The organism is Micromonospora sp. WMMD964 (assembly GCF_029581455.1).
Classification (GTDB): Bacteria; Actinomycetota; Actinomycetes; order Mycobacteriales; family Micromonosporaceae; genus Micromonospora.
This window is the reverse complement of sequence record NZ_CP120860.1, coordinates 3,432,457-3,446,569: the sequence shown is the minus strand read 5'-3', so window position 1 is coordinate 3,446,569 and position 14,113 is coordinate 3,432,457. Positions and strand designations below refer to the sequence as shown.

Annotated in this window: 13 protein-coding genes; 11 read left to right on the top strand and 2 right to left on the bottom strand. The window is 71.5% G+C overall.

The window, feature by feature from the left end; all coding sequences use genetic code 11:
• Positions 1-24 precede the first annotated feature (24 nt).
• The 5 genes from O7616_RS16010 (at position 25) to abc-f (ending at position 4,889) form a co-directional block, all read left to right on the top strand.
• Entirely contained in the window at positions 25-1,605 is a 1,581-nt protein-coding gene (locus tag O7616_RS16010; RefSeq protein ID WP_282302722.1) for a sensor histidine kinase, read from the top strand.
• On the top strand, positions 1,602-2,297 hold the full coding sequence (locus O7616_RS16005) for a response regulator (RefSeq protein ID WP_282302721.1): 696 nt from the start codon (positions 1,602-1,604) through the stop codon (positions 2,295-2,297). Before O7616_RS16010 ends, O7616_RS16005 begins: the two co-directional genes overlap by 4 nt.
• A 95-nt stretch (positions 2,298-2,392) precedes the next feature.
• Positions 2,393-2,593 (top strand): hypothetical protein, encoded by a 201-nt coding sequence (locus tag O7616_RS16000; RefSeq protein WP_282302720.1) that lies wholly within the window; start codon positions 2,393-2,395, stop codon positions 2,591-2,593.
• Complete coding sequence (locus O7616_RS15995; RefSeq protein ID WP_282302719.1) at positions 2,590-2,994, top strand: type II toxin-antitoxin system VapC family toxin; 405 nt, start codon at positions 2,590-2,592, stop codon at positions 2,992-2,994. Before O7616_RS16000 ends, O7616_RS15995 begins: the two co-directional genes overlap by 4 nt.
• A gap of 257 nt (positions 2,995-3,251) precedes the next feature.
• On the top strand, positions 3,252-4,889 hold the full coding sequence (gene abc-f, locus O7616_RS15990) for a ribosomal protection-like ABC-F family protein (protein WP_282302718.1): 1,638 nt from the start codon (positions 3,252-3,254) through the stop codon (positions 4,887-4,889).
• A gap of 83 nt (positions 4,890-4,972) precedes the next feature.
• Here abc-f and dnaE read toward each other — a convergent pair whose 3' ends face one another.
• Positions 4,973-8,503, bottom strand: coding sequence for a DNA polymerase III subunit alpha (gene dnaE / locus O7616_RS15985; RefSeq protein ID WP_282302717.1), 3,531 nt, complete (start codon positions 8,501-8,503; stop codon positions 4,973-4,975).
• Between the two features lie 148 nt (positions 8,504-8,651).
• Between dnaE and O7616_RS15980 the strand changes: the two genes are divergently transcribed.
• From O7616_RS15980 to O7616_RS15970, 3 genes are all read left to right on the top strand, one after another.
• Positions 8,652-9,272 (top strand): L-threonylcarbamoyladenylate synthase, encoded by a 621-nt coding sequence (locus O7616_RS15980; protein ID WP_282302716.1) that lies wholly within the window; start codon positions 8,652-8,654, stop codon positions 9,270-9,272.
• 87 nt (positions 9,273-9,359) lie between these two features.
• Positions 9,360-9,905 (top strand): RNA polymerase sigma factor, encoded by a 546-nt coding sequence (locus O7616_RS15975; RefSeq protein ID WP_282302715.1) that lies wholly within the window; start codon positions 9,360-9,362, stop codon positions 9,903-9,905.
• A gap of 43 nt (positions 9,906-9,948) precedes the next feature.
• On the top strand, positions 9,949-10,509 hold the full coding sequence (locus tag O7616_RS15970; protein WP_282302714.1) for a hypothetical protein: 561 nt from the start codon (positions 9,949-9,951) through the stop codon (positions 10,507-10,509).
• Between the two features lie 17 nt (positions 10,510-10,526).
• Here the strand turns inward: O7616_RS15970 and O7616_RS15965 are convergent, their stop codons facing one another.
• Positions 10,527-11,927, bottom strand: coding sequence for a serine/threonine-protein kinase (locus O7616_RS15965; protein WP_282302713.1), 1,401 nt, complete (start codon positions 11,925-11,927; stop codon positions 10,527-10,529).
• A 122-nt stretch (positions 11,928-12,049) separates the two neighbouring features.
• Between O7616_RS15965 and O7616_RS15960 the strand changes: the two genes are divergently transcribed.
• The 3 genes from O7616_RS15960 to O7616_RS15950 all read left to right on the top strand — a co-directional run bounded on the left by O7616_RS15960 (position 12,050) and on the right by O7616_RS15950 (position 14,038).
• On the top strand, positions 12,050-12,616 hold the full coding sequence (locus tag O7616_RS15960; RefSeq protein ID WP_282302712.1) for a hypothetical protein: 567 nt from the start codon (positions 12,050-12,052) through the stop codon (positions 12,614-12,616).
• A gap of 136 nt (positions 12,617-12,752) precedes the next feature.
• Positions 12,753-13,094 carry a PadR family transcriptional regulator gene (locus O7616_RS15955; protein WP_088990384.1) on the top strand — a complete coding sequence of 114 codons (342 nt, stop codon included), beginning with the start codon at positions 12,753-12,755 and terminating at the stop codon, positions 13,092-13,094.
• The gene (locus O7616_RS15950; protein WP_282302711.1) at positions 13,091-14,038 is read left to right on the top strand and encodes a permease prefix domain 1-containing protein; all 948 of its coding nucleotides are present in this window, start codon (positions 13,091-13,093) and stop codon (positions 14,036-14,038) included. Before O7616_RS15955 ends, O7616_RS15950 begins: the two co-directional genes overlap by 4 nt.
• Positions 14,039-14,113 lie beyond the last annotated feature (75 nt).

The window sequence follows — 14,113 nt, the reverse complement described above, 5'->3', positions numbered from 1 at the left end:
CGGCGCACGAAGGAGGTGATGAGGATGGCCCGACGCCAGTGGAGCATCGCGGGGCAGCTCTTCGCCCTCCAGGCGGTGGTGGTGACGCTGCTCGTGCTGGCCGGCGCGGCCGGCGCCGTCTGGCTGGCCCGCAGCGACTCCCGCCAGGCCGCCCAGGAGGAGGTGCTCGCCGTGGCGCAGACCGTGGCCCGCTCCCCCGACGTCCGCGCGGCCCTCACGACCGCCGACCCGGCGGGCGTCCTCGCGCCGTACGCCGAATCGACCCGCCGGGCGACGGGCACCGACTTCGTGGTCGTGATGGCCCCCGACCGCACCCGTTTCTCCCACCCCACACCGGAGCGGATCGGCGAGCCCTTCGTCGGCGACATCGAGCCGGCCCTGGCCGGTCATCCGTTCACCACCACCAACGTCGGGACGCTCGGCGAGTCGGTGCGCGCTGTCGTCCCGGTGTACGACGAGCAGCGGCGCATCGTCGGCCTGGTCTCGGTGGGCATCACCACCCGGGCGATCAACCGCAAGCTGCTGCGCCAGTTGCCGGTGTTGATCGGCGTCGCCACACCGGCGCTCGCGCTCGCCGCGACCGGCTCGTGGCTGCTCAGTCGCCGGCTTCGTCGGCAGACCCACGGTCTGGGCCCGGCGCAGATGACCCGGATGTACGAGTACTACGACGCGGTTCTGCACTCGGTCCGCGAAGGTCTCGTGGTGCTGACCACCGACCGGCGGGTCGCATTGGTCAACGACGAGGGCCGCCGCCTGCTGGGCCTGGACGCGGACAGACCGGTGACCGACCAGCCGGTCGCCGGGATCGACCTGCCGCCTGCGGTGGCCGAGCTGCTCGGCTCCGGGCGCGACGCCCTGGACGAGCCGGTCCTGGCCGGTGACCGGGTGCTCGTCGCCAACCAGCGGACCACCCGCTTCGAGGGCGCGGTGCTCGGCACCGTGTTGACCCTGCGGGACCAGACCGAGCTGCGCACCCTGGCCAGTGAGCTGGACTCGGTGCGCGCGTTGACCGAGGCGTTGCAGGCGCAGACCCACGAGTCGGCCAACCGCCTGCACACCGTGCTGACCCTGGTGGAGTTGGGTCGCGCCGACGAGGCCGTCCGGCTCGGCACCCGGGACCTGGCCCTCGCCCAGCAACTGACCGACCGGGTGGTGGGCGCGGTGACCGAGCCGGCGCTGGCCGCCCTGCTGCTGGGCAAGTCGGCGCAGGCCGGCGAACGCGGGGTGGACCTGGTCATCGAGCCGGACTGCCGGCTCGACGACAGCCCTCTGCCGACCGGCGACCTGCTCACCGTGGTCGGCAACCTGGTCGACAACGCCCTGGAGGCGGTGGCCGGCACGCCCGCGCCTCGCCGCGTGCGGGTCTTCGTCGGCGCTGTCGACACGGAGTTGGTCGTCCGGGTCGGCGACAGCGGCCCCGGGCTGGCCCCGGAGCGGGTGGCGGACGCGTTCCGGCGCGGCTGGTCCACCAAGAGCACCGGGCGGGGCCTCGGGCTGGCCCTGGTCGGGCAGGTGGTCCGCCGGCACGGCGGCAGCGCCGAGGTGACCCGCTCGGACGACGGCGGCAGCCTGTTCACCGTCCGACTGCCGAACGGGCGGTCATGACGGACATCCGGGTGCTGGTCGTCGAGGACGAGCCGCTGCTGGCCGAGGCGCACAGCGCGTACACCGAGCGGGTTCCCGGTTTCGTGGTGGTCGGTGTGGCGCACACCGCGCGGGCGGCGATGGTGGCGCTGCGCGCGGGCGGCGGCGACGACGTGGACCTCGTACTCCTGGATTTTCGGCTGCCCGACCTGCACGGCCTGGACGTCTGCCGGGCGCTGCGCGCGGCCGGCAGCAGCGTCGACGTGCTCGCGGTGACCTCCGCCCGGGACCTGGCGGTGGTCCGCACCGCGGTGTCCCTCGGGGTGACCCACTACCTGCTCAAACCGTTCACGTTCGCGGCGTTCCGCGACAAGCTGGAGCGCTACGCGGACTACCGTGCGCAGGCGCTCGCCGACGGGGAGGTGGCCGCCCAGCACGACGTGGACCGGATGTTCGCCACCCTGCGCGGCACCGCCGGGCACAGCCTGCCCAAGGGGCTCGACGCGCAGACCCTCAATCGGGTACGCGCCGCCCTCAGCGACGGGACCGGCGCCGAGGTGGGGCTGTCCGCGACCGAGGTGGGCGCGGCGACCGGCATCTCCCGGGTGACCGCCCGCCGCTACCTGGAGTACCTGGTGACGATCGACCGAGTCGTCCGCAGCTCCCGCTACGGCACCCCCGGCCGCCCCGAGGTCGAGTACCGGCCCCGGTGAGCAGGATGAAACGTCGACCCGACACCGCCGCGAGATGCGCTCAGTCGACGGAGAGAGTGGGACAATCGACCAGACCGACAACCAGGAGGTGAGCCGTGGCGTCGAGTAACGCGGAGCGGATACCCGAGTGGCCGACGGCCGAGCATGTCCCAGCCGAGGAGTTGGCTCGCCGCCAGGGCGTTCGACCTGTCGCCTCCGTAGACGACCTGGCGCGCCCCTATCTGTTCGAGTCAGACGACGAGTTGGACGAATTCCTCGCCGACCTGTACGCCTCCCGGCGGGCCGGCGCCGCGTGAGCCTCGTCGTTCTCGACACCGACGTGGCGTCGGCAATCCTTCGCGGGCGGCTGTCGGACCCTCTCCGAGCCCGTTTGGCCGGTAAGACCCTCTGCGTGACCTTCGTGACGCTCGGCGAACTGACCAAGTGGACGGCACTGCGCAGTTGGGGGCCGCGCAAGTTGGCTGATCTCGCGCATTGGCGGTCGGGGATCGTCCTGCTGCCCTTCGACGAGGCCGTGGCGGTGACCTGGGGGCATCTTCAGGCGCGAGCGCAGCACCGTGGCCGGCCCCGGCCGACCAACGACTCGTGGATCGCGGCGTGCTGCCTTGTCGACCGGCTACCGCTCGCGACGTTCAATGGCAAGGATTTCGCCGACTTCGCCGAGTACGACGGGCTGCGCCTCTTCGACGTCTCCTAGCCTCCTCTGTGCCGGGGGCAGCCCGGGAACGCGGTGGCGGGGTGAAGATCCGTTGTTAGACTGGCCGGGTTGGGTCAGCGGTACGACCAGGGAGACCAGACATGGCGGGTGACGACGACATCTCCGGGTGAGGCCGGATGTGTTCGGCCATCGGTTCGGCGCGCTCCGCGCCGCGGTGGCCATGACGTCGTTCCATCGGTCCCGTTCGTCGTCGGGCGCGCTCGAACGCGCCCAACCCACCCTTTGAGGTCACTCGCATGTCTGACGCGTACATCGTCTGCTCGAACCTGTCCTTCTCCTGGCCGGACGACACCCCGGTCTTCTCGGAGCTGTCCTTCACCGTTCCCGGCGGTCGTACCGGCCTGGTCGCGCCCAACGGCGCCGGCAAGAGCACCCTGCTGCGGCTGATCGCCGGGGAGTTGCGGCCCAGCGGCGGCAGCGTCACCGTCGACGGTCTGCTCGGCTACCTCCCGCAGACCCTTCCGCTGGCCGGCGACCTGGCCGTGGCGCAGGTGCTCGGCGTCGCCGAGCGGATCGCGGCACTGCACGCCATCGAGGCCGGCGACGCCGGCGAGGAGCACTTCGCCACCATCGGCGACGACTGGGACATCGAGGAGCGCACCCGCGCCGAGCTGGACCGGCTCGGCCTGGGTGACCTGTCACTCGACCGGCCGCTGCACACGCTCAGCGGCGGTCAGGTGGTCTCCCTCGGTCTGGCGGCCCAGTTGCTGCGCCGCCCGGACGTGCTGCTGCTCGACGAGCCGACCAACAACCTGGACCTGGAGGCCCGGCACAAGCTCTACGACGTGCTCACCGACTGGTCCGGCTGCCTGTTGCTGGTCAGCCACGACCGGGAGCTGCTGGACCGGATGGACCGCATCGCCGAGCTGGAACGCGGCGAGATCCGCTGGTACGGGGGCGACTTCACCGCGTACACCGAGGCGGTGCAGGCGGCGCGGGAGGTGGCCGAGAGCAACCTGCGCAACGCCGAGCAGGAGGTGAAGCGGGAGAAGCGCGAGATGCAGCAGGCCCGCGAGCGGGCCGACCGGAGGGCCAGCAACGCCTCGAAGAACCTGAAGAACGCCGGGCTGGCCCGGATCGTCGCCGGCGGGCTCAAGCGCAGCGCACAGGAGTCGGCGGGCAAGGCCCAGGAGACGCACTCCAGCCGGCTCGGTCAGGCCAAGGCCCGACTGGACGAGGCCGGGCGGGCGGTCCGCGAGGAGGACCGGATCGTCGTGGACCTGCCGGACACGACCGTCCCGGCCGGACGGACGGTCTTCACGGGTACGGGGATGCGCGCCCGTTTGGACGACCGGGAACTGTTCGGCGGTGACGGTGCCGACCTGGTGATCCGAGGTCCGGAACGGATCGCGCTCACCGGGGCGAACGGCGTGGGCAAGTCGACCCTGCTGCGCCTCGTCAACGGGGACCTCGAACCGGCCGGCGGCGACGTCAAGCGGGCCGACGGACGGATCGCGTACCTGTCGCAGCGGCTGGACCTGCTGGACCTGGACCGGACGGTGGCGGAGAACTTCGCCGCGTACGCGCCGAGCCTGCCGGACGCCAGGCGGATGAACCTGCTGGCCCGGTTCCTGTTCCGGGGCGCCCGGGTCAACCTGCCCGTCGGGGTGCTCTCCGGCGGTGAGCGGCTGCGCGCGACCCTCGCCTGTGTGCTCTGCGCGGAACCGGCCCCGCAACTGTTGCTGCTCGACGAGCCGACGAACAACCTGGACCTGGTCAGCGTCGCCCAGTTGGAGAGCGCGCTGACCGCGTACCAGGGGGCGTTCGTGGTGGTCAGCCACGACGAACGGTTCCTCGCCGAGATCGGCGTGCAGCGCTGGCTGCGGCTGGCCGACGGTCGACTGCGCGAGATCGCCGCCCCCGACCGGGGCTGAGCCCGCCGACCGTGCGCGGCCCGGCCAGGCGATCACGCCCGCCGGGCCGCGCACGGGTCAGCTCGGGCCGGGCCTCGGCCCGGTCAGCTCACGTTGGCCGGGCCGAGGACGCTCTTCAGGTCGCCCATCAGCGCGGTCGTCGCCGCCACCCGGAACGGGCCCAGCCGCAGGGTGGTGGTGCGCCCACCGTTGAGGAGTTTGACGTGCACCTCCGTGTCGCCGGGGTGCAGCACGAGGGTTTCCTTGAGCTTCTCCATCAGCGGCGGCGTGCAGCGGTGCACCGGGATGGTGAGGGTGACCGGCTTGTTGGTGGCGCTGGTGCTGACGTCCGGCATGGACATGTCCATCGCCATGATCCGGGGGGTGTCGTCGCGGCGGTCCACCCGGCCCTTGACCACCACGATGGCGTCCTCGGCGATGTACTGCCCGATCACCTCGTAGGTGTTGGGGAAGAACAGCGCCTCCACCCCACCGGCCAGGTCCTCCAGGGTCGCCGAGGCCCAGGCGCGGCCCTGCTTGGTGACCCGGCGCTGCACCCCGGAGAGGATGCCGGCGAGGGTGACCACCGCCCCGTCGGGCACCGCGCCCTCCTCGGCCAGGGCGGCGATCGTGGTGTCGGCCGCCGCGCCCAGGATGTGCTCCAGGCCGAACAGCGGGTGGTCGGAGACGTACAGGCCGAGCATCTCGCGTTCGAAGGCCAGCTTGTCGCGCTTGTCCCACTCGCTGTCGCCGATCACCGGCATCACCGTCGTGCTGCCCGTGTCGGCGTCACCGAAGCCCGCCCCGAAGAGGTCGTACTGGCCGACGGCCTCCTTGCGCTTCACGTCGGCGTACGCGTCGATGGCGTCGGCGTGGACCGCGAGCAGCCCCTTGCGGGGGTGGTTGAGGGAGTCGAACGCGCCGGCCTTGATCAGGGATTCGATCGTCTTCTTGTTGCAGACCACCGCGTCCACCTTGGACAGGAAGTCGTAGAAGTCGGCGTACTCGCCCTTCTCCTCGCGGCAGCGCATGATCGAGGCGACCACGTTCGCGCCGACGTTGCGGACCGCCGCCAGGCCGAAGCGGATGTCCTTGCCGACCGGGGTGAACGGCCCGGCCGAGGTGTTCACGTCCGGAGGCAGCACCTGGATGCGCATCCGGCGACACTCGGACAGGTACAGCGCCATCTTGTCCTTGTCGTCACCGACGGAGGTCAGCAGCCCGGCCATGTACTCGGCCGGGTAGTGCGCCTTCAGGTACGCCGTCCAGTAGGAGACCAGGCCGTACGCGGCGGAGTGCGCCTTGTTGAACGCATACCCGGCGAACGGCACCAGGACGTCCCACACCGCCTGGATCGCCTCGTCGGAGTAGCCGCGCTCACGGCAGCCGTCCCGGAACGGGATGAACTCCTTGTCGAGGATCTCCTTCTTCTTCTTACCCATGGCCCGGCGCAGCAGGTCCGCCTGACCGAGGCTGTAGCCGGCGAGGATCTGCGCGGCGCGCTGCACCTGCTCCTGGTAGACGATCAGGCCGTGGGTGGGGGCCAGGATCTCCCGCAGCGGCTCCTCCAGCTCCGGGTGGATCGGGGTGATCTCCTGGAGGCCGTTCTTGCGCAGCGCGTAGTTGGTGTGCGAGTCGACGCCCATCGGGCCGGGCCGGTACAGGGCCAGGACGGCGGAGATGTCCTCGAAGTTGTCCGGCTTCATCAACCGCAGCAGCGACCGCATCGGCCCGCCGTCGAGCTGGAACACACCCAGGGTGTCACCCCGGGCGAGCAGGTCGTACGCGGCCTTGTCGTCGAGCGGCAACGCCAGCAGGTCGAGCTTCTCGCCGTGGTTCAGCTCGATGTTCTTGACCGCGTCGTCGATGATCGTCAGGTTGCGCAGGCCGAGGAAGTCCATCTTCAACAACCCGAGCGACTCGCACGTCGGGTAGTCGAACTGCGTGATGATCGCCCCGTCGGCGTCGCGGCGCATCAACGGGATGTGCTCGATGATCGGTTCGGCGGACATGATGACGCCGGCGGCGTGCACACCGGTCTGCCGGATCAGCCCTTCGATGCCCTTGGCGGTGTCGATCACCTTGCGGACGTCCGGGTCGGAGTCGTACAGGCCGCGGATCTCACCGGCCTCGGCGTACCGGGGGTGCTTGGTGTCGAAGATGCCGGTGAGCGGGATGTCCTTGCCCATCACCGCCGGCGGCATGGCCTTGGTGATCCGGTCGCCGACCGCGTACGGGTAGCCGAGGACCCGGGCCGAGTCCTTGATCGCGGCCTTCGCCTTGATCGTGCCGAACGTGGCGATCTGGGCGACCTTGTCCTCGCCCCACTTGTCGGTGACGTACTTGATCACCTCACCGCGTCGACGCTCGTCGAAGTCGATGTCGACATCCGGCATGGAGACCCGCTCGGGGTTCAGGAACCGCTCGAAGATCAGGCCGTGCTGGATCGGGTCGAGGTCGGTGATGCCCAGCGCGTACGCGACGAGGGAGCCGGCCGCCGAACCACGGCCCGGGCCCACCGAGATGCCCTGGCTCTTGGCCCACTGGATGAAGTCGGCGACCACGAGGAAGTACGACGGGAAGCCCATCTGGTTGATGACGCCCAGCTCGTACTCCGCCTGGACGACGTGCCCCTCCGGGATGCCGTTCGGGTAGCGTCGGCCCAGCCCGGCGAAGGTCTCCTTGCGGAACCAGGACTCCTCGGTCTCCCCCTCCGGCACCGGGAAGCGCGGCATGAGGTTGTGGAACTCGAACATGCCCTTCGGGTCTACCTTCTCGGCGACCAGCAGGGTGTTCCGGCAGCCCTCCTGCCACAGCTCCGACGAGTCCACCGCGCGCATCTGGTCGGCGCTCTTGATGAAGTAGCCGCCACCCTCGAACCGGAACCGGTTCGGGTCGTCGATGTTGCTGCCGGTCTGTACGCAGAGCAGCACGTCGTGGGCGGTGGCCTGCGCCTCGTGGGTGTAGTGCGAGTCGTTGGTGACCACCGGCGGGATGTCCAGCTTGCGGGCGATCTCGGTGAGCCCCTCACGGACCCGGCTCTCGATGGAGAGCCCGTGATCCATGATCTCCAGGAAGTAGTTGTCCTTGCCGAAGATGTCCTGGTAGCTCGCCGCGACCTTGAGCGCCTCGTCGAACTGCCCGAGGCGCAGGCGGGTCTGCACCGCGCCGGACGGGCAGCCGGTGGTGGCCATGATCCCCTCGGCGTGCTCGGCGATCAGCTCCATGTCCATCCGGGGCCACTTGACGTAGTGCCCCTCCATGGAGGCGCGCGAGTTGAGGGTGAACAGGTTCTTCAGCCCTTTGGCGTTCTTGGCCCACATCGTCTTGTGGGTGATCGCGCCGTTACCGGAGATGTCGTCGCTCTTCTGCTCCGGCCGCCCCCACTTGACCCGCGCCTTGTGATAGCGCGACTCCGGCGCCACGTACGCCTCGACGCCCAGGATCGGGGTGATCCCGGCGGCCATCGCCTGGTTGTAGAAGTCGTTCGCGCCGTGCATGTTGCCGTGGTCGGTGATCGCCACGGCCGACATGCCGAGCCGGTTGGCCTCGGCGAACAGGTCCTTCAGCCGGGCCGCTCCGTCGAGCATCGAGTATTCCGTGTGCACGTGCAGATGCGCGAACGAATCGGCCATGCGTGGCGCCCCCCGGCGTTGTGGATCTTGTTGGTCGGAGCCGACCGGGACCTACCCTACCGAGGTGATCTCGGCGGCTCCACCGTCCGCGCCGACGGCCGTGGCCCTCGTCTCCTGCCCGGTCCCGGGTGCGCCTAGGCTCCTCAGGATGGCGAGGTACTACGACGTGCACCCGGAGAACCCACAGCCCCGGATCATCGGCCAGGTCGCCGACCTGATCCGCGGTGGCGGGCTGGTCGCCTACCCGACGGACTCCTGCTACGCGCTCGGCATCCGACTGGGCAACCAGGAGGGGCTGGACCGGATCCGGCAGATCCGCCACCTCGACGACCGGCACCACTTCACGCTCATCTGCCGGGACTTCGCGCAGCTCGGTCAGTTCGTCCAGATCAGCAACTCGGTCTTCCGCCTGGTGAAGGCGTCCACCCCGGGCAGCTACACCTTCATCCTGCCGGCCACCCGCGAGGTGCCGCGCCGGATGCTGCACCCGAAGAAGCGCACCGTCGGCGTACGCGTACCCCGGCACACCGTCACCCAGGCGCTGCTGGCCGAGGTGGGCGAGCCGCTGGTGTCGAGCACCCTGGTCCTGCCCGGCGACGACGAGCCGATGACCCAGGGCTGGGAGATCAAGGAACGGCTCGACCACCAGCTCGACGCGGTGCTCGACGCCGGTGACTGCGGTATGGAGCCGACCACGGTCATCGACCTGTCCGGCCCGGAGCCGGAGATCCTGCGTCGGGGTGCCGGAGACGTCTCCCGCTTCGAATAGCCGTCGGGTGCCGGACCGTACGGGGGCGCGCCGGCAGCGCCCGCCGTACGCTCGGGGATCGGCCCCGGCGAGCATTGGACACCCGGCATGCCCGACGCGGACGACATCGACGCCCTGGCCCGGTCCGCCGCACACGGCGACCCGGCGGCGTTGGACGCCCTGCTGCTCGCGGTACGCCCCGAGGCGCTGCGGCTGTGTGCCCGGTTCCTGCCCAACCGGGAGGACGCCGAGGAGGCGTGCCAGGACACGCTGTTGGCCCTGGCCAACGGCATCACCCGGTTCGAGGGGCGTTCCTCGTTCCGCACCTGGCTGCACCGGTTGGCCGCCAACCGGGCCCGCTCGACGTACCGCACCCTGCGCCGCCGCTGCCGCCTGGAGGCCGGCGGCGTACCGCTGCCCGAGCGGGCCGACCCACGACGGACGAGCGTGGTCGCGGGCACCCGCCTCGACCTGCTCGACGCCTTCGACGCCGTCCGGCCCGACCTCGCCGAGGTGGTGGCCCTGCGCGACGTTCTCGGGTTGAGCTATCCCGAGATCGCCGAGTTGCTCGACGTGCCGGTGGGCACCGTGAAGTCGCGGTTGCACCTGGCCCGCCACCAGGTCCGACAACGACTCGGCACCGACGCGGGCTGAGTCGGCGGGACGGCGGCGCACCGACGATCGGGAAGGGGGACGGGTGACTGCGCTCCGCCGGGCCGTCGGCCGGGTCGGCACCGCTCTCGCGGCCACCGTGGCGGTCGCCGCCTGCGGCAGCGACGCGGTCTCGCCGCTGCCCGTACAGCCGCGCGGGCCGTCCCCGTCGCCGTCGGTGGTGGCGTCGGTGGTGGCGTCGCCGCCCACGCCGTCGGTGACACCCGACGCCGGCCGGTCGCCGACCCGGCCGCCGCCCGCCGCCGCGCTGCCGCCACCCCCCGCCCCGACCAGGACCCGGGGTACGCCACCGCGACCGACCCCGTCGGCGACCACGCCGACCAGCAGTTGTCAGGGCGCAGTCCGCTACGACCTGCCGGTGGCCGACACCGAGCTGGAGCTGCTGCGGTCGCTCTGCTTCGCCACCGGCGCGGTGCTGCGGATCCAGGGCATCGGGCCCGGCCTGGTCACCGTGGATCGTCCGGACCTGGTCTCGCAGCACTACGAGGCCGGAGTGGTGGACATCCGGTTCGTCCGTCCCGGCACCGTCGCCGTCACGATCCCCAAGGACGACCGCGCGCACACCGTCACCGTGGTGGTCCGCTAGCCGCCGCCGATCCGCACCTACCCGACCCGCACCCCGGCGAGGAGGGTGTCGACGAACTCGGCGGCGGCCTGCTCCGGTGGGACGATCTGCACGTACACCAGAGCCGCGTGCCCGGGCTGCAGACCGGCTGCCTCGACGATCCACGGCCGACCCCGGTCGCAGCGGTACGTCACCACCGTCCACTCGACACCCGCCCGGCGGGTGTTGCGAACCGGGGCGGGCAGGCAGTCCCCATGCGTCCGCTCGGCCAGGAACCCGGCCGGTGTGGTGCGGGCCGCCGTGGCGGCGGAGAGACCGACGAACGCGCCGGGCAGCCGGGGGTCGGCGGCCCAGCGACGGGGTCGCGGCGACATGATCAGGGCCGGTTCCGGCTCGCCGTCGGCACCGTACTGGCCCGCCCAGGTCGCCCCGGTGGCGGACCAGCCCTCCGGCAGCACCACGGTCAACGGCCCGCTCGTGTACGTGTCGACGGCGGGCCGCCCCGACCCCGCGCCGCCCGGCTCCGCGCCCACCCCACCCACCGCGACGACCGTCGCGACGACGGCCCCGACCAGCCGCGACCGGTACCGGCGGCGGCCGCTCGTCGCGAACACCCGCTGCGCCGGAGCACCGGCGCGGACCAGCGCGTCGTGCAGCGCCGAGGCGTCCGGGTAACGGTCGGCCCGGTGGTACGCGGTGGCCCGGCCGAGCACCGCCGCGACCGCCGGTGGCACGCCTTCCCGAAGTCGGATGTCGAGGGCGTGGCGGCCCGGATCGGGTCCGGCCGGGACCGCGCCCACCGGATCGGCGGCCAGCAGTCGAATGCCCAGCCGCCCGAGCCCGTAGACGTCGGCGCGGGTGTCGACCACCGCGCCCGGGTCGTCCTGCTCCGGGGCCATGTAACCGGGGGTGCCGGCGCGGGCGGTGAGGCCGGAGGCGGCGGCGAGCGCCTTGGCGAGGCCGAGGTCGGCGATCAGCACCCGCTCGGCGTCGGGGTCGTCCGGCCCGGCGGAGCGGAACAGCACGTTGCCCGGAGTGAGATCACGGTGCACGACACCGTGCCGGTGCAGCACGGCGACCCCGGCGCAGACCTCACCGAGCACCCGCAGCGCCGTCGACGCGGGGATCTCACCGGCGGCCAGCCGGTCGCGCAGGCTCCCGCCGTCCGCCCAGGCGAGCACCGCGTAGGGCCGGCCGTCGGGCAGCTCACCGACTGTGTGCACACGGATGAGCCGTTCGTGCTCCAACCGGCGGAGCAACCGGGCCTCGTCCAGGAAACGTTCCCGCACCCGCAGGTCGTGGCTCCAGTTCTCGGCCAACACCTTGATCGCCACGTACGCGTCGAGCGTCTCGTCGTGGCCGAGCCAGACGGTCGCGAACGAGCCGACGCCCAGCAGCCGCTCGATGGCGTAGGGCCCGATCCGCAGCGGAGCCGTCACCGTGTCACCTCCGGCCGGCGTTTCCCTGCACGGTAGACCGGGCCGAGCGTGAACCTCACGAACCGTTGGCTCCGACGCGGTGACTAACAGGGCAGGAGAACCTCGCACCGAAGGAGAAGCTCATGAAACGTCAGTCGATCCTCCTCACCAGCGCCGTGTTGGCGCTCGGCACGCTCGTCCCGGCCACCGTCGCTCCGGCAGCGGCGGCTGCTCCGGTCGGTGCGGCGCCGACCGTCGGGCACAGCCACCCGCAGGTGCTCAGCGTCGGCGGCGCGGGCGTGTACCGGATCGGCGCCGGCCTGGCGGCGCTCACCGCGGCTGGGCGCATCGACTGGACCGCGCCGGGCTGCGGCGGGGTGGTGCACGCGGGCGCGACCGGTTCCTGGGCCGGTGTGATCCTGCTGGCCTTCCGCGACGGCCTGCTGGTGGAGGTCGGTACGGCCACCGCGCCGCCCCGCTCCCCCGCCGGTGCGGCGGTCGGCATGTCCTTCGCCGAACTGGAGGACGTCTACGGGAGGCGGGGCTCGCTGATCCGCAACGACGCCGGGGACGCCGAGGCGTACCTGGTGCGGGTCGGTTCGCGGGTCGAGCTGTTCACCGGGCACCCGATCCGGCCCGGCGTCGGCTACTTCCAGGTCGGGCCGGCGAACTTCGTCGAGCGGAACTTCCGGCAGGGCACGGCCTGCTGACCACGGCCGAAGCGGGGCGTCCGGTGCGCACCGGGCGCCCCGCGCGCGTGGGAACAGGCGGGTCACACGACACTCACACCAGACGCGACGTTATAGCCGTAGACAACAGTGTGTGCCACACAGTATGGTGTGACACATGGTTAGCGAGGACGTTCTACGGACGCACCTACAGGAGTTGCGTCGCGGCACCGTCGTGGTGGCCAGCCTGGTCGCGCTCCGCCGACCCGACTACGGCTACGCACTGCTGCAGAGACTCACCGAGCACGGCTTCCCGGTGGATGCCAACACCCTCTACCCGCTGCTGCGCCGCCTCGAAGACCAAGGGCTGCTGACCAGCGAGTGGAACACCGAGGAGAGCCGGCCGCGCAAGTTCTACCGGACCAGCGACGAGGGCGAGTCGATGCTGAGCCGGCTCCTCGACGACCTCGCCGCCGTGCAGACCTCCGTCACCGGGCTGATCCAAGGAGTGGACCGATGAACACCCTGACCGACCGCTACCTCGCCGCCACCCTGCGCTCGGTGCCCGCTCCGCGCCGCGACGAGATCGCCAGCGAGCTGCGCGCCTCCATCGACGACATGATCGAGGGTCGGACCGATGGCGGCCAGGACGCCACCACCGCCGAGCGGGAGGTGCTCACCGAGTTGGGCAATCCCGACGTGCTGGCCGCCCGGTACGCCGACCGCCGGCTGCAACTCATCGGCCCGACCTACTACCTGCTCTGGCTGCGACTGCTGAAGCTGTTGCTCAGCTTCATCCCGGCGATCGTCGGCACGATCGTCACCGTCGTCGAGGCCGCCGAGGGGAAGGGGTTCGGCGCGATCGGGCCGGGCCTCGTCGCGGCCATGCAGGTGGCCGTCCAGATCGCCTTCTGGCTCACCCTGACCTTCGCCGTCATCGAGCGTTCCCAGGCGGCGGTGGACCTGCCGGAGTGGACCGTGGACCAATTGCCCGACGCCCCGGTACGCCGGAACATCCCGCTCGCCGACACCATCGCCTCGGTGATCATGCTGGTGCTGACCATCGCGTACCTGCCGTTCCAGCACTACCAGTCCTGGGTCAGAGGCACCGACAACGAGAACATCCCGATCCTCGACCCGGCCCTCTGGTCGTTCTGGCTGCCGGCGTTGATCGTGGTGCTGGCGCTCAGCGTGGTCTTCGAGGTCGTGAAGTACCGGATCGGCCGCTGGACCTGGGGCTTGTTCGGCGTCAAGGCACTGCTCGACCTGGCGTTCGCGGTGCCGCTGGCGTGGCTGGCGCTCTCCGACCGGCTGCTCAACCCGGCCCTGGCCGAGCGGCTGAGCTGGGTGGCGGACGCGGAGAACCGAGAGGGCCTCGGGCTGGCCATCGCGCTGGGTGCGGCCGTGATCGTGGTCTGGGGCCTCATCGACACCGCCGGTAAGACGCGCCGGCAGACGGCGTGAGCGACACCCGAGGCGGCCCGGCGCGTACCCCGCGTCGGGCCGCCGCCCGTCGGCGCGAACACAGCGACTGCCACC

Excerpts from the sequence above, each read along its gene's own strand:
- O7616_RS16010 (WP_282302722.1), top strand. The coding sequence starts at position 25 with ATGGCCCGACGCCAGTGGAGCATCGCGGGGCAGCTCTTCGCCCTCCAG.
- O7616_RS16005 (WP_282302721.1), top strand. The coding sequence starts at position 1,602 with ATGACGGACATCCGGGTGCTGGTCGTCGAGGACGAGCCGCTGCTGGCC.
- abc-f (WP_282302718.1), top strand. The coding sequence starts at position 3,252 with ATGTCTGACGCGTACATCGTCTGCTCGAACCTGTCCTTCTCCTGGCCG.
- dnaE (WP_282302717.1), bottom strand. The coding sequence starts at position 8,503 with ATGGCCGATTCGTTCGCGCATCTGCACGTGCACACGGAATACTCGATG.
- O7616_RS15980 (WP_282302716.1), top strand. The coding sequence starts at position 8,652 with ATGGCGAGGTACTACGACGTGCACCCGGAGAACCCACAGCCCCGGATC.
- O7616_RS15975 (WP_282302715.1), top strand. The coding sequence starts at position 9,360 with ATGCCCGACGCGGACGACATCGACGCCCTGGCCCGGTCCGCCGCACAC.
- O7616_RS15960 (WP_282302712.1), top strand. The coding sequence starts at position 12,050 with ATGAAACGTCAGTCGATCCTCCTCACCAGCGCCGTGTTGGCGCTCGGC.
- O7616_RS15955 (WP_088990384.1), top strand. The coding sequence starts at position 12,753 with ATGGTTAGCGAGGACGTTCTACGGACGCACCTACAGGAGTTGCGTCGC.
- O7616_RS15950 (WP_282302711.1), top strand. The coding sequence starts at position 13,091 with ATGAACACCCTGACCGACCGCTACCTCGCCGCCACCCTGCGCTCGGTG.